Below are 23,340 nucleotides of genomic sequence, written 5' to 3'. Positions count from 1 at the left end.
CAAAGGGCGGGCGCCCGAAGACGCCCGCCCTCAGTGGTTCGGGTTACGGCGTGACCTTGCCGATCACCACGCTGCCCACGCCCGCGGTGGTGCCGCGCGCGTTGACCAGCCGGACCTCGCCGAAGAACGCCCGTCCCTCGGGCGCCGGCGCGGCGGCCGTGACACTCGCGGAGACGTCCACGGAGTCACCGGTACCGAGCTTCACCGGCGTACCGTCGACGCTCACACTGCCCAGCGCCGGGGAGAAGAAGACGTCCCGGTAGTCGTACGCGGTCGTCCCGGCCGGAACCGAGTAGCCGATCACCCGCACGGTGTACGTGCCCGCCTTGGGCTGCGGGATCGACACGGCCTCCTCGGAGTCGCCGTCGGCCGCCTCGCCCACGACGACGCCCTTGTCGTCCAGGACCGTGAGGTCCAGGTCGGCGCTGTTGTCGGAGACGTTGCCGATCGCCACGTCCAGCGAGCTGGCGCCCTCCGGCACCACGACCGTCGTGGTGTCCACCTCACCGGTCCGGATCTCCGGACGGGTGGTCAGCGACGAGCCGAGCGGGCCGCCCACCAGCTTGCCGTCGATCGCGCCGGCCTCGTTGGTCACCTTCCAGGAGGCGGGGGCCGGCGTGCCGACCTTCGCCTCGGGAACGGTCACGGTCTCCGGGTCGAAGGCCGCGCCGAGGACGGTGACGTCCAGCTTGTACGGGTTGTCGAGCAGCGGCGACGTACGCCGCGACTCGACCTCGATCTCCCAGACGCCGGGCTGCGGGTCCACGTACGAACGCACGTCGGGGCGGCAGCCGTTGCCGTCGAGGTAGTTGTTGTAGCAGAACGGCGTCGAGGTGTTGTCGAGCGGAACGCCGTACGGGTGGATGGAGATGAACCGGGTCTGGCTCTTGTCCTTCAGCCCGCCGATCGCGACCTCCAGCGTCTTCGCGCCCGCGGGCACGTCGACGAAGTACGAGGTCGTGCTGTTGCGCTGGACCGAACCCGACGCGGAGTAGCTGTAGTTCACCGGCGCCGCGACGACGACCGTGCTCAGCACCTGCTTGTCGATGCCCTCGGTGCGCGGGTCGTCGACCTCCAGGATCGCGCTCTTGAGACCGGCCGACTTCGGCGCGGCCTGCACCTTGACGGTGACCGGCTGGTTCAGCGGCAGCTTCACCTCGTCGGAGCCGACGATCCGGAAGGTGGAGCCGGCGTTGTTCTCGAAGTGCAGCTCGTGCCGGAGCGCCTTGTCCGCGCCGGACGTACGGGTCAGCGTGATCTCGTACGTCTTCTTCTGGCCGGCCTTCAGACCGCCCTCGCGGTCGTAGATGCCGGTGCCGAAGCCGGGGGTCTTCAGGAACTGGTCGATCGCGGTGTCCACCGGAGCCTTGACGGTGTACTCGTGCGCGGTCGCCCCGTCACGGATCGCGTCCCAGGCGTCCTCGATGTTGATGAGGCCCGCGCCCTCCTCGTACGCCTGCACACCCTTGATGTGGTCGGCGGTGGAGGTGAGCGCCGTGCGCAGCACGGCCGGGGTCAGATCGAGGTTGCGCTGCTTCGCCGCGCTCAGCAGCAGCGCGCTCGCGCCGGCCAGCTGCGGGGAGGCCATCGAGGTGCCCTGGAGCATCGAGTAGCCGGGCGGCAGGGTGTAGCCGGCCTCGGCGACCGGACCGCCCGGCGCCCAGGTCTGCGTGGTGTTGATGGCCGCGCCGGGCGCGGACAGGGTCGGCGTGAAGCCGCCGTCCTCACGCGGACCGCGCGAGGAGAACGGCATCATCGCGTACGACTTCTCCACCTTGGAGCCGTAGTTGGCGGCCCAGGTCTGCTTGGAGATGGTCGCGCCGACCGAGATCACCTTGTCGGCCAGGCCGGGGTCGCCGATGGTGTTCGCGCCGGGGCCGGAGTTGCCCGCGGAGATCACCAGCTGCACGCCGTAGGTGTCGATGAGGCGGGTGTAGAGCTCGGCGCGCGCGTTGTTGCCGTCGTTGAGCGCCGGGAGGCCGCCGATGGACATGTTGACGATGTCGACGCCACGGTTGACGACGAGGTCGATCATGCCCTCGGTGAGCGCGACGTTGGTGCAGCCGCCGGTCCAGGTGCAGGCGCGCGAGGAGACCAGCTTGGCGCCGGGCGCCGCGCCGTTCATCTCGCCGCCGAACAGGCCGTTGGCGGCGGTGATGCCGGCCACGTGGGTGCCGTGCGCGCCCTCGATGACCCCGATGCTGACGTAGTCGGCCTTGGCGCCGGCCGCGTTGTAGACGACGTCCTTGCGGATCTCGACGACGAACGGGATCCGCTCGGCGATGGCGGTCGCCGGGTCGTCGGTCCCGAAGTAGCCGATCTGGTAGCCGTCCTTGTACGGCTTCATCGCGGTGTCGTCGGTGAAGTCGAGGTTGTCGTTCAGGTCGACGCGCGCGGTGCCGGAGGCCGGGTCGTAGAGCACACCCCAGACGTCCGTGGTGTCGCCGTCGCGGTTGAGGTCGCCGGCCATCTCGCCGCCGGTGGTGGCGGACTCGGCGAAGTAGTTGAACTTGTAGCTGCCGGCCGGGGCCTTGAAGGCCTCCGTGCCGAGGTCCTGCGTGGTGATGGAGAAGGCGGGCCCGGAGACCGAGGTGGTCATCCGGCGCCAGGTGCCGTCGCCCTCGGAGACCGGGTCCGTCGCCGTCACCCAGTCGACGATCTTGCGCTCGCCGGTGGTGGTCTTCTGGAGCGCCGGGTGGCCGAGGTCGACGCCCGAGTCCAGGATGCCGATGGTGATGCCGCGGCCGTCCGCCTTGGGGTGGTCGTCGACGAAGTCGACGGCACCGGTCTCGAAGGACGGGTTGTACGGGTTCTCGGCCGGGGTCTTCTTCCCGGGCGCCGGGTAGGTGCCGGTGGCCGAAGCCCCCTTGGTGGAGGACGCGTCGGGACGCGGGTCCTCCAGGGGTATCTCCTCGCGCAGGTCGATGCCGTGCACGGAGGACAGCTTGGTGGCGGCGGCGATCGCCGCGTCCGCCCGGCCGGTCGGGACGGTCGCGCGGACGTAGCCGAGCTTGTCGTACGTCTGGCCCACGAGGCCGCCGTCGACCGCGTCGAGCTGTCCGGCGACCTGCTCGGTCTGGCCGGGTGCGGTGGCGACCATCAGCGTGATGGTCTTGTCGCCTTCGGCCTTGGCGTCGGCGAGCAGTTCCGCGTCGTCCGAACCCAGCTTGTCGTGGGCGGACTTGACGCTCGGGTCCGCCGCGGCGGGCGGGGCGTCGGCGGCGAGGGCCACGGGTACGGGCCCGGCCGCGGCGAGTGCGGCCACCAGGCCGGCGGCCACGGCGATCCGGGCCGCGCGTCTCGCGCCCGGTCTCGGTTCGCTCTCGGGGGTGAGGGTCATCGGCATCCCTATAGGTAAGGAACGAGCGTGGAGCGACCTGGGCCGATCGGTCCTGGCCGCGACTGTCCGGAACGCGATCCCGGACGACCGCTCAGCCTTACGCAAGCGACAGATGTTTGGGAAGAGTTGGCAGCATGGAGATGGATTCGTGGGGAAAACCCGCGACGACTTATCCGGAGACAACCCCCGAGCCGTGACAAGTCGCCCGTTCCCGGCATGGTGCGGCCCCGCGTGAGGGCCCTCCTACCCCGCCAGATGAACCCTGAGTGACGGTCTGCGAGCCGCTGAGGGAGCGGCACAGGGCGCGCCGGTCGGCCCAAGATCGACGTACGGAGATCGGCGTTGTGCGTTGTCGTCTCGTTTACGCGCAGGCCACCCCTGGTGCCAAGCATCCAGTACGAGCGGGAGGTTCGCGACTGCGACCACCCGCGACCACTGCCGACGCGTCCGTACTCGGGGAGATCGCGCCATGTCGCGCATACGCTCTGTCGCCAGCTCCGCCGCCGCAAACGTGGCGGTCAACCGCCGCGCCGTCCTCGCCACCGCCGGAGCCGTCACGCTCTCCGCGGGCGTCGGCTACGCCCTGCGGCCCACCGACAGCCAGGCCGCCGCCGTACCGGTGGCCGCCGAGGAGGCGCCCATCGCCGTCTCCCGCCGGGCACCCGCAGCACCCCTCGCCCCCTACAGCCGCGGCACCACCCTCAACACCGTCGCCACGCCCCGCGCGGGCACCGGATACCGCCGGCTCGGCGACGGCATCGGCTGGAAGCGGGTCGTACGCGGCGACCTCGCCGCCGCCAGGTCCGGGCGCGCCGACCGCCGTACCGCCCTCGCCGCCTTCGTCCAGCTCACCGACCTGCACATCATCGACGCCCAGCACCCGCTGCGCCTGGAGTTCCTGCGCTCCGCCGACGTGCACGCCTGGCGGCCCCAGGAGGCGCTGACCGTACAGGGCGCGATCTCGCTCGTGGAGCGGGTCAACGCGCTGCGCGGCGCCCCCGTCACCGGCTCCCCGCTGCACTTCGCCATCACCACCGGCGACAACACGGACAACAACGCGAGGACCGAGCTGGAGTGGTACCTGACCGTCATGAGCGGCGGCCGTATCACCCCCAACTCCGGTGACCCGCGCCGCTACGAGGGCGTCCAGAACAGCGGCCTCAAGCAGTACTGGCAGCCCGACGCCACCGTCCGCGACGCCGACAAGCAGCGCGGCTTCCCGCGGCTCGACGGCTTCCTCGCCGCCGCCGTACGCGAGGTGCAGAGCCCCGGCCTCAACCTGCCCTGGTACTCCACCGTCGGCAACCACGACTCCCTGCCGCTCGGCTGCTACGGGCACGGTGACTCCTACCTCGCCGAGTTCGCCACCGGCGGCAGGAAGCTGATGAGCCTGGCCGCCGGCGAGGCCAAGAAGCTCCAGGACGCCATCAAGAAGGCCAAGGACCCGATCGGCACGCAGTTCCGCGACCTGCTCAGGGCGCACAGCCGCGACCTGCGCTCGATCACGCCGGACGAGCGCCGCGCCCCCTTCACCGCCACCGAGTACCTCAACGCCCACCTCGACCCGGCCTACACCGGCATGGGCCCGGTCGGCCACGGCTACTCCACGGCGAACGTCGACGCGCGCACGCAGTACTACTCGTTCCGCATCGCGGACGACGTCATCGGCATCAGCCTCGACACCACCGACGCGGGCGGCCACTACGAGGGTTCCATCGGCACCGCCCAGCTGAAGTGGCTGGAGCGCACGCTGCGCGAGCACAGCGACTCGTACGCGGTGATCTTCAGCCATCACACCAGCGAGTCCATGGACAACACCCGCCCGGACCCGGCCCGCCCGGGCGAGCGCCGCCACAACGGCGGCGAGGTCGTCGCCCTGCTCAACCAGCACCGCAACGTCCTGGCCTGGGTCAACGGCCACATCCACCGCAACGTCATCACCGCGCACCCGGGCCGCGACGGCTACTCGTTCTGGGAGATCTCCACCGCCTCCCACGTCGACTACCCGCAGCTCGCCCGGGTCGTCGAGCTGGCCGACAACAAGGACGGCACCCTCTCGCTGTTCACCACGCTCGTGGAGTCCGCGGCCCCGCACTCCACCGACTTCGCCGACCTCTCCCAGACCGGACTCGCCGCCCTCTACCGGGAGTTGTCCTACAACGCCCCCGGCTCCCGCACCGACCTCGGCGGATCCGCCCGCGACCGCAACACGGAACTCGTACTCAAGAAGGGCTGAAAGTCACTCAACCGGGTGACAGGCGAGCAACCCTCGCGAATCGGTGCAGGTCTTCGCCCTCGAACTGACCACGACCCGCTCCGACGGGGGGCGGGCGAGACAGGGGGAAAGACATGACCGTACGTGTTCGGGCGACCGTGCTGGCGGCGACGGCGGCAGCGCTGTCGCTGTCCCTCGCGGCTCCCGCCTTCGCGGCGCCGACCGACCGGGACCACGACGCCACGCGCGACGCGATCCGGGCCGCCGTGCAGATCGGGGTACCCGGCGTGACGGCCACCGCGCGTGACTCCCGCGGCACCTGGCGGGCGACCGAGGGCGTGGGCAACCTCCGGACGGGCGCCCCGCGTTCGGCCGACGACCACTACCGCATCGCGAGCATCACCAAGACCTTCGTGGCGACCGTGGTGCTCCAGCTGGAGGCCGAGGGCAGACTGTCCCTCGACGACACCGTCGACAAGTGGCTGCCCGGCGTTGTCCGGGGCAACGGCAACGACGGCAGGAAGATCACCCTGCGCCAGCTGCTCAACCACACCAGCGGCATCTACGACTACACGTCCGACGAGGAGTTCGAGCGCCAGATCTTCCTCGCGGAGGGCTTCTTCCAGTACCGCTACGACCACCGGGACCCGGCCGACCTCGTGGGCATCGCCATGACCCACAAGCCGGACTTCAAGCCCGGCACGTCCTGGAGCTACTCCAACACCAACTACGTCCTGGCCGGCATGCTCATCGAGCGGGTCACCGGCAACCCCTACGGCGAGGAGATCGAGGACCGGATCATCGAACCGCTGGACCTGGACGAGACGTCCGTGCCCGGCGACCGTGTGAGCGTCCCGAAGCCCAGCAGCCGGGCCTACTCCAAGCTCTCCCGGCTGCCCACCGGCCCCACCTACGACGTCACGCGGCTCAACCCGACCGCCGCGTCCGCGGCCGGCGAGATGATCTCCGACTCGGACGACCTCAACCGCTTCACCAGCGCCCTGCTGCGCGGCAAGCTGCTGCCGCCCCAGCAGCTCAAGGAGATGAAGACCACGATCTCCTCGCCGGACTTCCCCGGCATGCGCTACGGGCTGGGCCTGATCGAGTACAACCTGTCCTGCGGCGTCACCGTCTGGGGCCACAGCGGCGGCATCCACGGCTCCACGAGCGAGGCCGTCTCCACCGCGGACGGCAAGCACAGCCTCGCGCTGAACTTCAACGGCGACTGGTCCGGCGACAGCGTGGCCGTCATCACCGCGGAGTTCTGCAACAAGTAGCCGCACCGGGACGAAGACACGAGGAGGGGCCGCCGGGCGCCCGGCGGCCCCTCCTCTCCCCTCCTGATGCAGCCGTTCCGGTCCGTCACTACCGGGGCAGCACCACGACATAGGCGGCCGGCTCGCGGTCGCCGGAGGCCATCAGGGCCGTACGGACCACCGCGGCCTGCTGCTCCATCGCGTCCCGCAGCTTGCGGGGCGTGATGTGCACGACCGAGATGCCCAGCCGCTCCAGGTGCTCGCGCTTGAGGGCGTACTCCTCCCACAGCGCGTCCTCGTCCTGCGGGTCGCCCTGCCGCGGCGCGCGGGTGTCCAGCTCCACCGCGACGGCCTGCTCCGGCCAGTACGCGTCCAGACCGCCCAGGTGCGGGCCGCCGGGCAGCCGCAGATCGACGTTCCACAGCGGCTCGGGCAGACCGTGCTCGCGGACCATCCGGTACAGCCGGTCCTCGGCGATCGCGCGCCCCTCCGCGAGCAGCGAGTCCACCGCGTCCACCACGTGCGGGCGGCCCAGCAGCTTGGCCCGGTTCAACTCCCGCACCACGGCCCCCGGTTCACAGTGCCCGCCGCGCACCGCCTCGGTCAGCAGCCGGCGTACGGCGACCGCGTCCGTCAGCTGCGCCACCGCGTCGGCGAGGGCGCGCGGCACCGGCGCCACCGGCAGGCCCGTCCGCTGCACCGGCGTGGGCAGCTCCGCGGTCCGTACGATCCGCGCGCAGCCGGTCGTCCGCAGCCGCCGCAGCCTGGGCACCAGCACGTCGACGTGGTCCAGCGACAGCAGCGGGGGTGCCGAGGTGAACCCGTGCAGATTCAGCGCCGCGAGTCCGGTGACCATTGCCTCGGGGTACGCCGGGACCGGCCGCCGTCCGCCGCCCCCGGGCCCGGTCGCGGGCTGGACCGGCACGCCCGGCGCGGGCTCGCGCGTGGCGTACATCAGCACCGCGTGCAGTCGCTCCTCGCTGGTCGGCGGGCCGGGGTGCAGCAGGAACACACCGGGCAGGATCTGCTGCCAGGGGCCGCCCGGGCGGCACTGCTCGTTGGCCTCGGCGGGGCCGACCCCGTGGGCGCGCAGCTGTGCCGCCGTCAGTACGCGGTGGCGTTCCGCGGAGAGCTGGGCCAGGGGGCGGGGGGTGAGCGGGGAGAGCGGGGTGTCGTGGTTCATGACCCGCAATTTCCCGCCCCCGGCCCCTCTCTGAACCCCTGTTACAACCCCGTCGACAAACCAGGACAACCCTGCCCTAAAGGACAGATGTTCGGATGCCGAAACTCCCTGGTGGCCTCAACACCGCCCAGCGGTTACGGCCCACACCCCACGCATTCCGTAACGACCCCGGAGAACTGCACGCCCAGCCCCCCACCGTCCCGCACCCGACACTGATGCCCGGCATGGGGTGCGGGTGGGGGACGTTGCGCAGCCCGGCGCATACGGGGTGCCGCCGCGCCCACCCGTGCCGCCCCAGCGGCACGACTGCCCGCGGCTACGCGGGGGGAGGGCTTTTGCTTCTAGGGGCGCGGAGAACTGCGCGACGAGCCACGACGGACCCGCACCCGAACGACGGCCGCTGATCCCCAGGGGCGCGGGGAACTGCGCGAACGGGGCCCACCGGGTCGCCGGGGACGGGAGCTCAGCCCACCGCCGCGGCGGCGTCGCACGCCTGTCCCCGCAACCCCCGCGCCAGATCGTCACGCGCCTCCAGGACCAGCCGTCGCAGCGCAGGCGCCGCGGACTCGTGGGCCGACAGCCACGCGTCCGCCGCCGCCAGCGTCTCCGGCGAGTCGGCCAGTTCCGGGAACAGCCCCCGCACCACATCCATCCCGATCTGGATCGACCGCTCGCCCCACACCCGCTCGATCACCTCGAAATAGCGGGTCGCGTACGGCGCGAGCAACCCCCGCTGGGACCCCTGCACGAACCCCGAGATCGTCGCCTCCACCAACGCGTTGGACAACACCTCGGACTCCACGACCTGCGCCCACGCCTGCGCCTTCACCGCGGCGGACGGCCGCGCAGCGAGACACCGCACCTGATGCCGCTTCCCGGACGCCGTGTCGTCCCGCGCCAGCTCCGCGGCCAGCACCTTCTCGTCGACCACCCCGTGCGCCGTCAGCGGCTCCAGGAACGCCCACCGCAGCTCCTGGTCCACCGCCAGCCCGTCGATCTTCTCGGTGCCCTCCAGCAGACCCCGCAGCAGCCCCAGTTCGTCGTCGCCGGACGCCACCGCGGCCAGGCACCGCGCCCACGCCAGCTGGTGCTCACTGCCCGGCTCGGCCAGCCGCAGCTCCCGCAGCGCACCCCGCGCGAACAGCCGCTCCCCGTCCGCCCGCCACGCCGGCGACGCGTAGTGCGTCAGCGCCGACCGCACCCAGGCGTGCAGCATCAGCAGCACCCCGATGTCGCTCTCGCGCCCCGCGAACCGCAGCACCAGGTCCACGAACTCCCGCGCCGGCAGCAGCGCGTCCCGCGTCATGTTCCACAGCGCCGACCAGCACAGCGCCCGCGCCAGCGGATCCCGCATCCCGCCCAGCGCGTCCCGCAGCGTCGCCAGCGACGTCTCGTCGAACCGGATCTTGCAGTACGTCAGATCGTCGTCGTTGACCAGCACCAGCGCGGGCGCCTGCGCACCGGCCAGCTCCGTCACGACCGTACGCGGCCCGTCGACGTCCACCTCCGCCCGCGCATACCGCTCAAGGGCGCCCTCGGACGTCAGCCGGTACAGACCCACCGCCACCCGGTGCGGCCGCAGCTCCGGATGCGACTCCGGAGCCTCCTGCACCACCGCCAGCTCGTCGACCAGCCCCTCGGGCGTCAGCAGCACGGCCGGGGTCAGCGAGTTCACCCCCGCCGTCTGGAGCCACGACCGCGCCCAGCCGGCCATGTCCCGCCCACTGGTCTCCTCAAGGACCGACAGCAGGTCGCCGAGGCGCGTGTTCCCGTAGGCGTTCCGCTTGAAGTAGCGCCGCGCGCCCTCCAGGAACGCGTCCTGACCGACGTACGCCACCAGCTGCTTGAGCACCGACGCGCCCTTGGCGTACGTGATGCCGTCGAAGTTGAGCTTGGCGTCCTGGAGGTCACGGATGTCGGCCGTGATCGGGTGGGTGGAGGGCAGCTGGTCGGCCCGGTAGGCCCACGCCTTGCGGCGGTTGGCGAAGGTGATCCAGCCGTCGGTGAACCGGGTCGCGCCGACCAGCGAGAACGCGCCCATGAAGTCCGCGAAGGACTCCTTCAGCCACAGGTCGTCCCACCACTCCATGGTGACCAGGTCGCCGAACCACATGTGCGCCATCTCGTGCAGGATGACGTTGGCCCGGCCCTCGTAGGAGGCCCGGGTCACCTTGCCGCGGAAGATGTACTCCTCGCGGAACGTGACCAGACCAGGGTTCTCCATCGCGCCCAGGTTGTACTCGGGCACGAACGCCTGGTCGTACTTGCCGAACGGGTACGGGTAGTCGAAGTGGTCGTGGAAGAAGTCCAGCCCCTGCTTCGTCACCAGGAACACGTCGTCCGCGTCGAAGTGCGGCGCGAGCCCCTTGCGGCACAGCGCGCCCAGCGGGATCTCCAGCGTCGTACCGTCGTCGAAGGTCCGGGTGTAGCTGTCCGTGACGTAGTGGTACGGGCCCGCGACGACACACGTGATGTACGTCGAGATCGGCTTCGTCTCCGCGAACCGCCACACCCCGTCCGCGAGCGTTCCGGCGCCGTTGCTCCACACCGTCCAGCCCTCGGGCGCCCGCACCTCGAAGCGGTAGGGCGCCTTGAGGTCCGGCTGCTCGAAGTTGGCGAAGACCCGGCGCGAGTCGGCCGGCTCGTACTGCGTGTACAGATACACCTCGCCGTCCTCGGGGTCGACGAAGCGGTGCAGGCCCTCACCGGTGCGCGAGTAGGCGCACTGGGCGTCCACGACCAGCTCGTTGTCCGCGGCAAGGTCCTCCAGGGCGATCCGGGAGCCGTCGAAGACCTCGCTGGGGTCGAGATCGCGGCCGTTGAGGGAGACCGCCGTGACGCTCGGCGCGATCAGGTCCGCGAAGCTCGCCGCGCCCGGCTCGGCGCACCGGAAGCGGATCGTGGTCACGGACCGGAAGGTGCGCGGACCGGTCTCGTCGCCGCCCACGGCGGAGCGCAGGTCGAGGGAGACCTCGTATCCGTCGACCGACAGCAGGGCGGCCCGCTCGCGGGCCTCGTCGCGGGACAGATTCTCACCGGGCACGGGCGGCACTCCCTGAGGTGGTGTTCAGTATGCGGACAGCCCGATCCTGCCATGCGCCCCCGACCCCTGGCACCGGGGAATGACCGGGCGGCCGGAGGCGTTGCCCGAGAGGTTCAGCCGAGAGACCTGCTTGCCTCATGAGGAGAGACATGTCGGACAAGACCCCCGTTGATTTCTGGTTCGACCCGCTGTGCCCCTGGGCCTGGATGACCTCGCGCTGGGTCCTGGAGGTGGAGAAGGTCCGTGACATCGAGGTCCGCTGGCACCTGATGAGCCTCGCGGTCCTCAACGAGGACAAGCTGGACGACCTCCCCGCGGAGTACCGCGAGCTGCTGGAGAAGAAGGCGTGGGGCCCGGTCCGGGTCGTCATCGCCGCGCAGGAGGAGCACGGCGCCGAGGTGCTCGGCGGCCTCTACACCGCGCTCGGCACCCGTATCCACAACCAGGGCGAGGGCCCGACCAAGGAGGCCGTCGCCGCCGCCGTGAAGGAGGTCGGTCTGCCCGACTCCCTCATGGACCACTGGGACGGCACCGCCTACGAGCCGCAGTTGCGCGCCTCCCACAAGGAGGGCATCGACAAGGTCGGCCAGGAGGTCGGCACGCCGGTCATCGCCGTCCCCGGCGCCGACGGCGAGCAGATCGCCTTCTTCGGCCCGGTCGTCACCCCCACCCCGCAGGGTGAGGACGCCGCCCGTCTGTGGGACGGCACCCTCGCGGTGGCCTCGGTCCCCGGCTTCTACGAGATCAAGCGCACCCGCACCAAGGGCCCCGACTTCAGCAACCTGTAGGACCTATCCGTCGGCGGCGGCCTGCTTCCCGAACCGCTCGGGGAGCAGACCCCCGCCGGCCGTGTGCAGATACGGCTGGTACCAGCGGCAGCCCTCGGCGGTGCACCGCCACAGGTCGTGTACGTAGTGCCGCTCGCCCTTCTCCTTCCGTACGGCCGCCTGCTCGGCGTCGTCGAGCTTGCGGAAGTCCTGCCGGTTCCGGCAGGTCGGGCACATTCGGCTGATCGTCATCGGCCCCTCCGCGCCCCGGCACGGACCCGCGCCCGCGCCAGCCGGTCCAGATGCTCCGCGAATCCCTCGGTGTAGTACGCGGCCCGCCCCGCGTCCGGCCGGACGATCTCCGTCGGCTCGGTCCACGTCCCGGCGTCCAGCGCGACCCCGTACCGCTCGGCCGCCGCCAGCACCGCGCCGCGCGCCCCCACCTCGCCCCCCACCACCCGCAGCGGCCGCCCCAGGACGTCCGCCAGCAGCCGCATCCAGGCGTGACTGCGGGTGCCCCCGCCGCACACGGCGAGTGTGCCGTCCAGTCCGGCCGCCTCCAGACAGTGCCGGGCGGCGTAGCCGATGCCCTCGCAGGTCGCCCGGACCAGATCACCCCGGGTCGACTCCAGGCTGACGCCGGTCAGTTCGGCCCGCATGCCCGGTTCGACGAACGGGGCGCGCTCGCCGGACGGCGCGAAGTACGGCAGCACCCGCACCCCGTGCGCCCCCGGCGGAGTATCCGCGAGGAGCCCGTCCACCTCCTCGTGGGCGACGCCCGTCGTCGACAGCACCCAGTCCAGGGCCGCCGTCCCCACCATCGCGGGCATCGCGCGCAGCCAGTACCCCGGCCGGTCCGTCGAGATGTACATACCGGCCGGCTCGCCGGTCAGATCCAGCTCGGCCGTCGCGACCAGCGCAGCCAGACAGGTGCCGACGATCAGCAGACCGTCGCCGGGAGTCGTGACCCCGGCCCCCAGCGCGCTCGCGGGCAGGTCGTACGGCCCGTTCGCGAGCCGCGTCCCGGCCGGCAGCCCCGCGCCCCGCGCCTCGGCCGTGGCCGGCGGATCGCTGACCGGCGCGAGCAGTCCCCGGCGGTGGGTCAGCCCGAGCAGCTCCACGGTCTCCTCGTCGTACGCCCGGGTCCGTGGGTCCAGGAACGGCATCGACGCGTCCGACACGTCCGTCGCCGGCCCGGCCGCCCCCGCCAGCCGCTGGAAGACCATGTCCTTGCAGTACACGGCGGCCCGCGCGGCGTCGAGGCTCTTCGGCTCGTGCGCGTCCAGCCACGCGAGAAGCGGGCCGGGACAGCCGGGGAACATGGCGTTGCCGGTCCGCCGGAACACCGTCTCGAAGGTCCCGTCCGCCATCCAGCGGTCCAGCAGTTCGTGCGCACGGCCGTCCATCCAGGAGGCGGCGGGCCGCACCGGCCGGCCCTCCCCGTCGACGAGCCACACCCCGTCGCCCTGCCCGGTGAGCCCGGCCAGCTCGACCGGCTCCCCGGGGAGCCGGGCCGTCAGCGCGTCGAGCACGGCGACGACCGTCCCGTACACCTCCTCCATGTCCTGCTCGACGAACCCGCCGCTCAGCGAGAGCCGTACCGGCCGTGCCTCCACGGCCAGTTCGGTGCCGGAGTGGTCGAACGCGGCCGCCTTGACCGTGGACGTGCCCACGTCGATGCCGATGTACATGTCGTCACCGCCTTCTGCTCGTTGTGGCCCCCACCGGCCCCCACCGGCCCCCACCGGTCACCGGCCCTCACCGGCTTTCGCTCGCCGGGTTCAGCGACCTTGAGCGATCTCACTCGACCGCATGCGCCGGCGCCTCCCCGCGCGCCCACCGGCCGACCTCGCCGGCCGCGATCACCGCCGCCTTCTCCGCGGTGGCCCGGCTCGCGCCGCCCAGGTGCGGCGTGAGGACGACACGTTCGGCGAGGGCGGGGGAGAGGAGCCGGGAGTCCGCGGGCAGCGGCTCGTGGGTGTACGTGTCCAGGGCCGCCGCGCGCAGCCGCCCGCTCTCCAGCGCGTCGCACAGCGCCTCCTCGTCCAGGAGGGGCCCGCGGGCCACGTTCACGACCACCGCGTCCTCGGGCAGCAGGGCCAGTTCCCGCCGGCCGACGAGACCGCGGGTCTCCGGGGTGAGCCGGGCGTGCAGGGTGATGACGCGGGACGCGGCGAGGAGCGCGTCCAGCGTCGGCACCCGCAGACCGTGGATCTCGCCCTGCACATAGGGGTCGTGGACCATGACCCGGGCGCCGAAGGCGCTCAGCACGCGGGCCACCCTGCTGCCCACCGCCCCGTAGCCGACGAGCCCGACGGGCAGGTCCTCCAGTTCGAGGCCGCTGTGTGCGTACGTGTAGTACGCCGACCCCTGCCAACTCCCCTGCCGGGCAAGGAGGTCGTGGGCGTGCGGGATGCGGCGCAGGGCCGCCAGCAGCAGGCCGACGGTGAACTCGGCCGTGGCGGCCGCGTTGCGCCCCGGCGCGTAACAGACCCGTACGTCACGGGACTTGGCCGCGTCCGTGTTCACATTGACCGGGCCGCCCCGGCAGACGACGACCAGACGCAGCGCCGGGCAGGCGGCCAGGACCCGTTCGGTGACCGGGGCCATCTGCGTGACGAGCACCTCGCGGTCGTCCGAGAGCGCCTCGATCAGCGTGTCCTCGGCGTCACTGGCCTCCGTCACCTCGGCCACCGGACCGAACGGCTCCAGCGGCCAGCCCAGCGTCAACTCCCGTACATCGTGCGGGTGTTCCGGCAGCTCGTGGGCGAGTGCCGAGGTGATCAGTCCCGGCAGGACGAAGTGGTCTCCCGCGGCCAGTACCCGCAGTGGCTCGCTCATCGCAGTGCCTTCCCTGTTCCGGCGTCGAACACATGGGTCAGTCGGGTGTCGGGGCGCACCCGGACCCGCTCGTTGTGGGTGAGGCGGGTCTCCGGGTCGGTGAGGACGACCAGGGGGCGTTCGACGCCGTCGAGGGCGAGGGTGGCGATGCCCGACTCCAGAAGGGGCTCGTGGGCCCTGACCCGCGCGGGCAGGGTGCCGGCGGTGCCGGTGCTGTCGGAGGCGCCGGTGGTCAGGCGCAGGTCCTCCGGGCGGATGCCCACCAGGACCTCGTGGCCCTCCGCGACCGGCACCGGCAGCGCGACGTGCACGGCCGCCGAGAGCCGGGCCCGCCCCTCGCCGTCCACGATCCCCGGGAGCAGATTGATCGCGGGTTCGCCCACGAAGTCCGCCACGAAGACATTGGCGGGGGAGTCGTAGATCTCGTAGGGGGTGCCGAGCTGCTGGACGACGCCGTCCTTCATCACCGCGATGCGGTCGGCGAGGGAGAGCGCCTCCTCCTGGTCGTGGGTGACCAGGATCGTCGTATGGCCCAGGTCCCGCTGGATGCGCTTGAGTTCGCGGCGGGTGGTGTCGCGCTGGGCGGCGTCCAGGTGGGAGAGCGGTTCGTCGAGAAGCAGGACGTCCGGCTCGCGGATCAGGGCGCGGGCCAGCGAGACCCGCTGTTTCTGGCCGCTGGACAGGCTCGCCGGGTGGGCGTCGAGGATGCCGGTGAGGTCCACGCGTTCGGCGATCTCGGCGACCCTGCGGGCCACGTCACCGCGGGCCGCCCGCCGGCGCGCGCGCAGGCCGAAGGCCAGGTTCTCGGCGACCGTCAGCGGCGGGTAGAGGGCGTAGTTCTCGAAGGCGACACCGATGTTCCGCCGCTGTGCCGGGCGGTCCACGACCGAGGTGCCGTCGATCAGGATGTCCCCGCCGGTCACCGTCTCCAGGCCGGCGATCATCCGCAGGGTGGTGGACTTGCCGCAGCCGGAGGGGCCGAGCAGACCCAGGAGTTCGCCGGAGCGCAGGGTCAGGCCGATACCGCGGACGGCGTCCACCGGTGGCCGGCCGCGCACCCGGTAGGTCTTGCGCAGCTCACACAGCTCCAGCCGGGTCATGACCGCCGCCCTTCGTCGCGCAGACCTCGTAACGGACCTTGTGCTCGTCCAGCTCCCGCAGCGCCTGGTCCGGGGCCCCGTCGTCGACCAGCACGAGGTCGAAGCGGGACAGCGGCACCACCCGGTGCAGGGCGGTCCTGTCCAGCTTGGTGTGGTCGATGAGCAGGACGTTGCGCGCGGCCGCGTCGAGCATCGCCCGCTTCACGGACACGATGTGCTGTTCCTGGTGGTAGGCGTAACCCCCGTGCACGGCCGACGTGGAGGCGAAGCAGACGTCGACGCGCAGCGACTGCACGGCCTCGACGCAGGACACCCCGAGGAACGAGGAGTGCAGGGGGTCGTAGTCGCCGCCGAGGGCCATGAGGTGGATGCCGCGCTGGTCGGCGAGGAGGGTGATCGCCTCCAGGAAGTTGGTGACGACGGTGAGCGGGGTGAGGTCGCCGTGCCGGAGGATGCGGGCTATCTCCAGGGTGGAGGTGGAGTCGTCGAGCATGATCGCCATGCCGGGCTCTATCGACTGCACCGCCCGCGCGGCGACGGCGGCCTTCTCGGCGCGCATGGTCTTCAGCCGGTACTGCACGTTGGACTCGAAGACCCCGGACGGCTGTGCGGTCACGCCGCCCCTGAACTTCCGTACGATGCCCTGCCGTTCCAGTTCGTCCAGGTCGCGGTGGATGGTCATCAGGCTGACGCCGAAGCGTTCGGCCAGGTCGGCGGCGGTGGCGGTGCCGTCGGCCAGGACCTGCTCGGCCATGGCGGCCTGGCGGGCCGCGGGGCCCTGCTGTGCGTTGGTCATCGCCCGATCCTTCGTCCTGGACGCTCCGGCCGGTCGGCCTCGAACAGGAGCAGGTTCTCAGGCCGGACCCGCACCCGGACCGGATCGTCGGCGCGCAGTCCCGCCGTGTCGGCGCGCGGCGCCACGAGCGACACGTACTGCCCGCCCACCCGCACGGTCACCTCGACGGACCGCCCGAGCACCTCGGTGACGTACACCGTCCCGGTGAGCTCGTGGCCGGGGCCGTGCAGGGTGAGGTCCCGGGGGCGTACGCCGGCCAGGACCTCGGCGCCGGTCGGGGCGGGCGTGTCCAGCGGTATCTCCACCCCGCCGTCCGCCGTACGGAAGCTGCCGGTGCCGGTGACCGTCCCCGGCAGCAGGTTGATCCGGGGCCGGCCGAAGGCCCGCGCGACCTCCGTGTCGCAGGGCCGGTACCAGATCTCCTCCCGGGTGCCGGTCTGCACGATCCGCCCGTCGCGGACCACGCCGATCCGGTCGCCGAGGGCGAGCGCCTCCACGGCGTCGTGGGTGACGTAGAGGGTCGTGGTGTTGCGGACCGCGCCGATCGCCTTCAGCTCGGCCCGCATCTGCTGGCGGAGTTTGGTGTCGAGGTGGGAGAGCGGCTCGTCGAGCAGGAAGGCGCGGGCCGGGCGGACGAGGACCCGGCCGAGGGCGACACGCTGGCGCTGGCCGTTGGAGAGGTGACCGACCCGGCGGTCGAGCAGGCCGCTGATGCCGAGGAGTTCGGCGATCGCGCCGATCCGGTCCCGGGCCTCGGCGGCGGGCAGCCGGTACCGGGGTGAGCGCAGCGGGGAGGCGAGGTTGTCGTAGGCCGAGCGGTGCGGGTAGAGGGCGTAGCTCTCGAAGCACATGGCGACGCCCCGGTCGTAGGGCTCGACACCCGCCATGTCCCTGCCGTCGAGCACCACTGTCCCGGCGTCGGGTTGCTCAAGCCCCGCGACCGTCTTCAGGGTCGTCGTCTTGCCCGCCCCCGACGGGCCGAGCAGACAGAAGAACTCCCCCTCCCGCACGTCGAGTTCGAGCCCGTCCAGCGCGACCTTCTTCCCGAAGGTCTTCCGGATCCCCGTCAGCCTGATCACGACTTCACCGCCCCGAAGGAGAGCCCACGGACCAGATACCGCTGGATCAGCAGGGCGAGCAGCAGGGGTGGTACGACGGAGACGAGCGCCGCCGCGGCCGTCAGGTTGTACTTGGGTCGGTCGCCGCCGAGGAACGACAGCGCGCCCACCGTCACGGTCTGGGCCTCGTTGGAGGTGAGGATCAGCGGGAAGACGAAGTTGTTCCAGGCGAAAATGAACGCGAGCAGCGACACCGCCGCGATACCCGGCTTGACCAGCGGAATCGCCACCCTGAAGAAGGCCTGCTTGCGGGTGTAGCCGTCCAGCAGCGCCGCCTGCTCCAGCTCCGGCGTCAGGTCGGCGAAGTACGACCGCATGATCCACACGATCAGCGGCAGCGTGACGAGTTGCAGCACCCACACCATGCCGACGTACGTGTCGAACAGCCCCAGCTTCTGGTACAGCACGAACAGCGGGATGATCACGGTCAGTTCGGGCGCGAACCGGAACGACAGCAGGGTGAACATCAGGTTCTCGGAGCCGCGGAACCGCCAGCGCGCCGACGCGTAGGCCGCCGGCAGCCCCACTACGAGCGAGAGGGCGACCGCCCCCAGGGACACCACCAGGCTGTTGACGAAGAAGCGGACGAAGGGGATGCCGCCGCTGTCGCCGAGCACGGTCCGGTAGCCGTCGAGGGTGGGGGAGAAGGAGAAGTACGTGCTGAAGAGCTGGTTCGTGGGTTTCAGGGAGAGGATCACCATCCAGGCGATCGGGAACAGCGCGAACAGGAAGTAGAGGGCGAGCGCCCCGTCCGCCAGCCACCCCAACAGCCTTGTCTTCCAATTCACTTGGCCTCGGCCGCCTTCCGCTGGATCCGGCCCAGACGGCGTACGAGGACCATCGCGGCGAGGTACACCACGGCCCACAGCACGATCGTGTAGCTGATGCCGAACGAGTAGCGCTGGAAGCGGATCGCCTCCAGGTAGGCCCGGATCTGGAGAACCACGGTCGAGTCGCCGGGCCCGCCCTCGGTGAGGGCGTAGATGATGTCGAAGACCTTCAGCGAGTCCATGAACCGGAAGATCACCGCGACCAGGACGTACGGCCACAGCATCGGCAGGGTCAGCCGCCGGAACGTGTACCACCAGCCCGCCCCGTCGACCGCCGCCGCCTCGAAGGGCGAGGTGGGCAGCGAGCGCAGCCCCGCGAGGGCAAGGATCGCCACGAACGGCGTGTACACCCACACGTCGACGGCGATGGACGACAGCAGGGCGCCCGTGGGGGTGTCCGTCCACTGCACCTCACCCAGACCGACCGGCCCGAGCAGATGGTTCACCACCCCCACCGACGGCTGGAGCATCAGCTTCCACATGATCGCCGCGATCACCGGAGCGATCATCAGCGGCAGGATCAGGATCTTCTCCAGGACCCGGCCCAGCAGCGACGAGCGGTACAGGAGCAGGGCGACGGCGACACCGAGCACGGTCTCCACCCCCGCCGCGCCGACGGCGTAGAGCACGGTCACCCAGGCCGAGTTCCAGAACGCCTCCTCGGTGAAGACGGTCGCGTAGTTCTCGAACCCCACCATGTCCGGCCGCGGTTTGGCCGCCGAGAAGTCGAAGACCGTGTAGTAGAGGCCGAGCCCGAACGGGTAGAGGATCCCGCAGGTCAGGGCCAGTGCCGGCAGGACCAGCAGATACGGGCGCAGGGCGAGCCGCATCCCTAGTCGACCTTGTCGGCCAGGTCGTCCGCGAGGCCGCCGAGGACGGACCTGGCGTCCTGGCCGCCGTAGATCTCCTGGAGGGCCGCCGCCCAACTGGTCGTCGCGTCGAAGAACTGCGCCTGCGGGGTGAACTGGATGCGGGTCCGGTCGACGACCGTCTCGAAGGTCTCCAGGAACCCCGGCAGCGCGCCCATCTTGTCCTTGTAGGCGGCGTCCTCGCTGACGGACCTGCGCACGGGGTCGATGTGGTTGTGGGTGATCGCGCCCCTGCGCAGATGCTCCTTGCCGGTCGCCCACTGGAGGAACAGCCAACTGGCGCTCTTGCGCCTGCTCCTGGCGTTCATGCCGAGCGACCAGATCCACATGTTGGTGGCGAGCGACCCGTCGGGCCCCTTCGGCCCCGGATGGAAGGCGATCCTCCCCGAGGCGGGACTCGCGCCCTTCACCGCCTGGAAGTAGGCGGCGGTGTCCGCGTCGAACAGCATCCCGGCCTTCTTCGCGCCCAGATCGCTGGAGCACTGGTACCAGGTGTACGACGTCCAGGACGGCGGCCCGCCCCGCTTGACCATGTCGGCCCAGTCACGGGTGAACGCCACCGCCTGCGGGGTGTTCATCGCCGGTGTGAGCTTCCCGCCGTCGACCGTGAAGTCCCGCAGCCCGTACCGGGCGTACATCGTCATGAAGCCGGGGTGGATCGTCGCCCAGCTCCGCGAGCCGCGTACGGCGATCCCGTACATCCCGTCGAAGCCCGCGCCCGGCGCCCGCCGCTTGACCACGGCGGCGAGCTCCGCCAACTCCTCGAAGGACTCGGCGGGCCGGAGGCCCAGCTTGTCGAACACCTCGGTGTTGTAGGCGACGACGTTCGTCTCCCAGCCCCACGGCAGCGCGTACTGCCCGCCCTGTCCGAGCGGCGCGCCCGCCTTCAGGGACCACTGGTCGGCCTGGAGCAGGTTCGGGAAGAAGTCGGCCTGGTCCCACTCGTCGCCGGTGGCCGACGAGTTGCTCATCCAGGGCCCGAGATCCTCCAGCCAGCCCGGCGGCCCGTACTGCCAGACCATGTACGCGCCCAGCATGAACACGTCGTACGAGGCGCGTCCGCCGGCCAGGTCGACGGTGAGCTTGTCGAAGTAGTTGTCCTCGGGGAAGACGTCGTACTCGACCTCGATACCGGTCAGCTCCGTGAAGGACTTCAGATCGGCGACGAGGGCATCCGAGTAGGGGTGCTTGTTGAGCAGCGCCTTGACGGTGGTGCCCCGCTCGCGCCTCCAGTCGAAGGAGCCGGTGACGTCGTCCGCGGCCGAGCCGTCCCCGTTCGCGGCCTCGTCACCGCCGAACCCGGTGCCGCAGGACGCCAGCAGCGGGGCGGCGCCGGCCGCGGCGGTGAGGGTGAGGAAGCGTCGGCGGTCGTGCACGTGCATGTCCATCCGTGACCTCCACGTCGGGGGTTCGGTCCGGTCCGATAACACGTTGAGTCGACTCGTTAACAGAGGGTGGAACGGCGGAAGATGGCCGTCAATCCCTCGCGCGGGCGGAAATCTCGGTGCACAGTGAGAAGTTCACGGCCAAAGGTGGGAGGTCCGATGGAGGCATGGCTCGGGATCGACCTCGGTACGCAGGGTGTACGCGCGCTGCTCGTGACCCGGGACGGCACGGTCCTCGGCAGCGGCACGGCCCCGCTGACCGGGCACCGCGACGGGGTACGGCACGAGCAGGATCCGGGGCAGTGGTGGGACGCGGTGTGTGCCGCCTCCCGGCAGGCCACCGCGGGGGCGGTACGTGTCGACGGGCTCGCCGTGTGCGGCACGTCCGGGACCGTCCTGCTGACCGACACCACCGGCCGGCCCACCGGACCGGCCCTCATGTACGACGACGGACGCGCCGCCGAGCAGGGCCTGCGCGCACGGGCGGCGGGCCTCGCCGTGCAGGACACCTGGGCGCTGCCCAAGGCCCGCTGGCTGGCCGAGACGTACGGGCCCGGACGGCTCACCCACCAGCCCGACGTGATCACCACCCGGCTCGTCGGCCGGCCCGTGCCCACCGACTCCAGCCACGCCCTGAAGACGGCCTACGACGTCGAGCGCGACGCCTGGCCCGACATCCTCGGCCTGCCCGACGGGTCCCTCCCCGACGTCGTACGGCCCGGCACCCGGCTCGGCGAGGTCTGCACGGCCGCCGCCGAGGCCACCGGCATCCCCGCCGGCACCCCGGTGATCGCCGGGATGACCGACGGCTGCGCTGCCCAGATCGCCTCCGGCGCGCTGCGCGACGGCTCCTGGAACTCGGTGCTCGGCACCACCCTCGTCCTCAAGGGCGCCTCCCCGACGCCGGTCCACGACGGTACCGGCGTGGTCTACAACCACCGGGCCCCGGACGGGGGCTGGCTGCCCGGCGGGGCGTCCAGCGTGGGCGCCGGGGTGCTCACGGCCGCGTTCTCGGGCGCCGACCCCGCCGCCATGGACGCACGGGCGGCGGCCTACGAACCCTCCGGCGCGGTCGCCTACCCCCTGGTGTCGCCCGGCGAACGGTTCCCCTTCCTGGCGCCGGACGCCACCGCCCTGGTCCTCGGCGAACCGGCCGGCGCCGCCGACCTGTGGGCCGCGCTGCTCCAGGGCGTCGCCTTCACCGAACGCCTCTGCCTGGACTACCTCCACCACCTCGGCGCCCCGCTCGACGGCCCGCTCACCTTCACCGGCGGCGGTGCCCGCAGCCCCTACTGGAACCAGCTCCGCGCCGACATCCTCGGCCGCCCCGCCCGCGTCCCGGAACAGCCCCAACCGGCCCTGGGCATGGCCGCGTTGGCGGCCTACGGCACCGCGGCCGACGACTCCCTCGCCACCACGGCCGAGCGGATGGTCCACATCCGTACCGTCCTCGAACCCTCCGGCACGACCCGTTACGCCGAGCCCTACACCCGGCTGGTCGACGAACTGGAGACCCGCGGCTGGCTCCCGGCACCGGTGGCGGCGCATGCGCGGGGACGGGTGGAGGAGGACTCACGTCGATGACGTCCATGGGGCGGCCGGGCGGGCGGCCGGCGTCGGACGGGATGCGGTCGTCGGGCGGGATGCGGTCGTCGGACGGGATGCGCGCCGCGCGCGAGGTGGCCGCCGGTTGGGATACTGGCGAACCATGAGCGCCACCCTCCTCCTCGCCCGGCACGGTCAGACGGTCTGGCACGCCGAGAACCGTTACGCCGGGATCAGTGACGTCCCGCTCACCGACGTGGGCCGTGCACAGGCGCGGGCCCTGGGACGGTGGGCGACGGCGCACCCCGTCGACGCGATCTGGACGTCCCCCCTGTCCCGGGCCGTCGAGACGGCGGCACCGGCCTGCGCCGCCCTCTCCCTCGCCCCGCACCGCGAACCGGCCCTGACCGAGTGCGACTTCGGCGTCCTGGAGGGCCGCACCCTCGCGGAGTTCGCGGCCGAGGACCCGGAGCGCGCGGAGGCGTTCCGCACCGACCCGGTCGCGCACCCCTTCCCCGCGGCCGAGGACCCCGCCGCGGCGGCGGCCCGCGGCACGGCGGCACTGCGCCGGATCGCCGCCGCGCATCCGGACGGGCGGGTCCTGGTCGTCGCCCACAACACCCTGCTCCGGCTGGTCCTGTGCGCGCTGCTGTCCATCCCGCTCGGCGAGTACCGGCGGGTCTTCCCGCGGCTGCGCAACACGGCGATCACCGAACTCCGGCTCGCCCCGAACGGCCCGGCGGCCCTGCTGTCACTGAACGTGCCGTGCGAGGACGCCTGAGCGGCGGCTTCCGTGCCGGGCACGGGAAAGCCCCCGCGAGTCACGTCCTCGCGGGGGCTTTCCTCCATCCGCCTGCCGGGTGAAGGTTGAGAAGACGATCACGAGGCAGGACGTCACAGGGACCTCGTGGGGTCAGGGGGCCAGCAGGAGGACGTCGGCGCGGGACTTGGCGGCCTCGTAACGCCGGGCCACGTCCTGCCAGTTGACGACGGCCCACATGGCGTCGATGAAGTCGACCTTCTGGTTCTTGTACTGGAGGTAGAAGGCGTGC

Annotated in this window: 18 protein-coding genes; 5 read left to right on the top strand and 13 right to left on the bottom strand. The window is 71.7% G+C overall.

Annotated elements, in window-relative coordinates; genetic code table 11:
- Positions 1 to 43 precede the first annotated feature (43 nt).
- Positions 44 to 3,340 carry a S8 family serine peptidase gene (locus tag ACIQAC_RS37340; RefSeq protein ID WP_402199418.1) on the bottom strand — a complete coding sequence of 1,099 codons (3,297 nt, stop codon included), beginning with the start codon at positions 3,338 to 3,340 and terminating at the stop codon, positions 44 to 46.
- Positions 3,341 to 3,809: 469 nt separating this feature from the next.
- On the opposite strand from ACIQAC_RS37340, the gene ACIQAC_RS37335 reads away from it, so the two are divergent.
- Positions 3,810 to 5,576, top strand: a complete 1,767-nt coding sequence (locus ACIQAC_RS37335) for a TIGR03767 family metallophosphoesterase (protein ID WP_402199416.1) — start codon at positions 3,810 to 3,812, stop codon at positions 5,574 to 5,576.
- Positions 5,577 to 5,689: 113 nt separating this feature from the next.
- Positions 5,690 to 6,832: a serine hydrolase domain-containing protein gene (locus ACIQAC_RS37330; RefSeq protein WP_402199414.1), complete on the top strand. Its 1,143-nt coding sequence runs from the start codon at positions 5,690 to 5,692 to the stop codon at positions 6,830 to 6,832.
- Positions 6,833 to 6,920: 88 nt separating this feature from the next.
- Here the strand turns inward: ACIQAC_RS37330 and ACIQAC_RS37325 are convergent, their stop codons facing one another.
- Both ACIQAC_RS37325 and pepN read right to left on the bottom strand, forming a co-directional pair.
- Positions 6,921 to 7,994, bottom strand: coding sequence for a hypothetical protein (locus ACIQAC_RS37325; protein WP_402199411.1), 1,074 nt, complete (start codon positions 7,992 to 7,994; stop codon positions 6,921 to 6,923).
- A 463-nt stretch (positions 7,995 to 8,457) separates the two neighbouring features.
- On the bottom strand, positions 8,458 to 11,037 hold the full coding sequence (pepN, locus tag ACIQAC_RS37320) for an aminopeptidase N (protein ID WP_402199409.1): 2,580 nt from the start codon (positions 11,035 to 11,037) through the stop codon (positions 8,458 to 8,460).
- 149 nt (positions 11,038 to 11,186) lie between these two features.
- On the opposite strand from pepN, the gene ACIQAC_RS37315 reads away from it, so the two are divergent.
- A complete protein-coding gene (locus ACIQAC_RS37315; protein WP_402199408.1) occupies positions 11,187 to 11,825 on the top strand; it encodes a DsbA family protein in 639 nt (212 codons plus the stop codon).
- A 3-nt stretch (positions 11,826 to 11,828) separates the two neighbouring features.
- Here the strand turns inward: ACIQAC_RS37315 and ACIQAC_RS37310 are convergent, their stop codons facing one another.
- The 9 genes from ACIQAC_RS37310 to ACIQAC_RS37270 form a co-directional block, all read right to left on the bottom strand.
- Positions 11,829 to 12,056, bottom strand: a complete 228-nt coding sequence (locus ACIQAC_RS37310) for a hypothetical protein (RefSeq protein ID WP_402199405.1) — start codon at positions 12,054 to 12,056, stop codon at positions 11,829 to 11,831.
- Positions 12,053 to 13,495, bottom strand: coding sequence for an FGGY family carbohydrate kinase (locus ACIQAC_RS37305; RefSeq protein ID WP_402199402.1), 1,443 nt, complete (start codon positions 13,493 to 13,495; stop codon positions 12,053 to 12,055). The genes ACIQAC_RS37310 and ACIQAC_RS37305 overlap by 4 nt, the downstream gene beginning before the upstream one ends.
- Positions 13,496 to 13,604: 109 nt before the next feature.
- Positions 13,605 to 14,645: a 2-hydroxyacid dehydrogenase gene (locus tag ACIQAC_RS37300; protein ID WP_402199399.1), complete on the bottom strand. Its 1,041-nt coding sequence runs from the start codon at positions 14,643 to 14,645 to the stop codon at positions 13,605 to 13,607.
- Positions 14,642 to 15,745, bottom strand: a complete 1,104-nt coding sequence (locus ACIQAC_RS37295) for an ABC transporter ATP-binding protein (RefSeq protein WP_402199397.1) — start codon at positions 15,743 to 15,745, stop codon at positions 14,642 to 14,644. The genes ACIQAC_RS37300 and ACIQAC_RS37295 overlap by 4 nt, the downstream gene beginning before the upstream one ends.
- On the bottom strand, positions 15,723 to 16,541 hold the full coding sequence (locus ACIQAC_RS37290; protein WP_402199395.1) for a DeoR/GlpR family DNA-binding transcription regulator: 819 nt from the start codon (positions 16,539 to 16,541) through the stop codon (positions 15,723 to 15,725). The genes ACIQAC_RS37295 and ACIQAC_RS37290 overlap by 23 nt, the downstream gene beginning before the upstream one ends.
- On the bottom strand, positions 16,538 to 17,620 hold the full coding sequence (locus ACIQAC_RS37285) for an ABC transporter ATP-binding protein (protein ID WP_402199394.1): 1,083 nt from the start codon (positions 17,618 to 17,620) through the stop codon (positions 16,538 to 16,540). Before ACIQAC_RS37285 ends, ACIQAC_RS37290 begins: the two co-directional genes overlap by 4 nt.
- Complete coding sequence (locus ACIQAC_RS37280) at positions 17,617 to 18,447, bottom strand: carbohydrate ABC transporter permease (protein WP_402199393.1); 831 nt, start codon at positions 18,445 to 18,447, stop codon at positions 17,617 to 17,619. Before ACIQAC_RS37280 ends, ACIQAC_RS37285 begins: the two co-directional genes overlap by 4 nt.
- Positions 18,444 to 19,319 (bottom strand): carbohydrate ABC transporter permease, encoded by an 876-nt coding sequence (locus ACIQAC_RS37275; RefSeq protein ID WP_402199391.1) that lies wholly within the window; start codon positions 19,317 to 19,319, stop codon positions 18,444 to 18,446. Before ACIQAC_RS37275 ends, ACIQAC_RS37280 begins: the two co-directional genes overlap by 4 nt.
- Before the next feature lie 2 nt (positions 19,320 to 19,321).
- Positions 19,322 to 20,746, bottom strand: a complete 1,425-nt coding sequence (locus tag ACIQAC_RS37270; RefSeq protein ID WP_402199390.1) for an ABC transporter substrate-binding protein — start codon at positions 20,744 to 20,746, stop codon at positions 19,322 to 19,324.
- A 156-nt stretch (positions 20,747 to 20,902) separates the two neighbouring features.
- Between ACIQAC_RS37270 and ACIQAC_RS37265 the strand changes: the two genes are divergently transcribed.
- Together ACIQAC_RS37265 and ACIQAC_RS37260 are read left to right on the top strand one after the other, a co-directional pair.
- Entirely contained in the window at positions 20,903 to 22,327 is a 1,425-nt protein-coding gene (locus ACIQAC_RS37265; protein ID WP_402199388.1) for an FGGY-family carbohydrate kinase, read from the top strand.
- Between the two features lie 124 nt (positions 22,328 to 22,451).
- Positions 22,452 to 23,069, top strand: a complete 618-nt coding sequence (locus ACIQAC_RS37260; protein ID WP_402199385.1) for a histidine phosphatase family protein — start codon at positions 22,452 to 22,454, stop codon at positions 23,067 to 23,069.
- A gap of 132 nt (positions 23,070 to 23,201) precedes the next feature.
- Here ACIQAC_RS37260 and ACIQAC_RS37255 read toward each other — a convergent pair.
- Positions 23,202 to 23,340: Fe-Mn family superoxide dismutase (locus ACIQAC_RS37255; RefSeq protein ID WP_402199600.1), on the bottom strand; the 139-nt coding region annotated here is incomplete at its 5' end.

The sequence above is a fragment of the Streptomyces sp. NPDC088387 genome, from assembly GCF_044753385.1.
Classification (GTDB): domain Bacteria; phylum Actinomycetota; class Actinomycetes; order Streptomycetales; family Streptomycetaceae; genus Streptomyces.
The sequence above is the reverse complement of the archived record's forward strand: the minus strand, read 5'-3'. Positions and strand labels throughout refer to the sequence as shown.

What these genes read in the sequence shown, in the direction of transcription:
- ACIQAC_RS37305 (WP_402199402.1), bottom strand. Translation starts at nt 13,495, where the DNA reads ATGTACATCGGCATCGACGTGGGCACGTCCACGGTCAAGGCGGCCGCG.
- ACIQAC_RS37325 (WP_402199411.1), bottom strand. Translation starts at nt 7,994, where the DNA reads ATGAACCACGACACCCCGCTCTCCCCGCTCACCCCCCGCCCCCTGGCC.
- ACIQAC_RS37295 (WP_402199397.1), bottom strand. Translation starts at nt 15,745, where the DNA reads ATGACCCGGCTGGAGCTGTGTGAGCTGCGCAAGACCTACCGGGTGCGC.
- ACIQAC_RS37265 (WP_402199388.1), top strand. Translation starts at nt 20,903, where the DNA reads ATGGAGGCATGGCTCGGGATCGACCTCGGTACGCAGGGTGTACGCGCG.
- ACIQAC_RS37275 (WP_402199391.1), bottom strand. Translation starts at nt 19,319, where the DNA reads ATGCGGCTCGCCCTGCGCCCGTATCTGCTGGTCCTGCCGGCACTGGCC.
- ACIQAC_RS37330 (WP_402199414.1), top strand. Translation starts at nt 5,690, where the DNA reads ATGACCGTACGTGTTCGGGCGACCGTGCTGGCGGCGACGGCGGCAGCG.
- ACIQAC_RS37315 (WP_402199408.1), top strand. Translation starts at nt 11,187, where the DNA reads ATGTCGGACAAGACCCCCGTTGATTTCTGGTTCGACCCGCTGTGCCCC.
- ACIQAC_RS37310 (WP_402199405.1), bottom strand. Translation starts at nt 12,056, where the DNA reads ATGACGATCAGCCGAATGTGCCCGACCTGCCGGAACCGGCAGGACTTC.
- ACIQAC_RS37260 (WP_402199385.1), top strand. Translation starts at nt 22,452, where the DNA reads ATGAGCGCCACCCTCCTCCTCGCCCGGCACGGTCAGACGGTCTGGCAC.
- ACIQAC_RS37335 (WP_402199416.1), top strand. Translation starts at nt 3,810, where the DNA reads ATGTCGCGCATACGCTCTGTCGCCAGCTCCGCCGCCGCAAACGTGGCG.
- ACIQAC_RS37300 (WP_402199399.1), bottom strand. Translation starts at nt 14,645, where the DNA reads ATGAGCGAGCCACTGCGGGTACTGGCCGCGGGAGACCACTTCGTCCTG.
- ACIQAC_RS37290 (WP_402199395.1), bottom strand. Translation starts at nt 16,541, where the DNA reads ATGACCAACGCACAGCAGGGCCCCGCGGCCCGCCAGGCCGCCATGGCC.
- ACIQAC_RS37340 (WP_402199418.1), bottom strand. Translation starts at nt 3,340, where the DNA reads ATGACCCTCACCCCCGAGAGCGAACCGAGACCGGGCGCGAGACGCGCG.
- ACIQAC_RS37270 (WP_402199390.1), bottom strand. Translation starts at nt 20,746, where the DNA reads ATGGACATGCACGTGCACGACCGCCGACGCTTCCTCACCCTCACCGCC.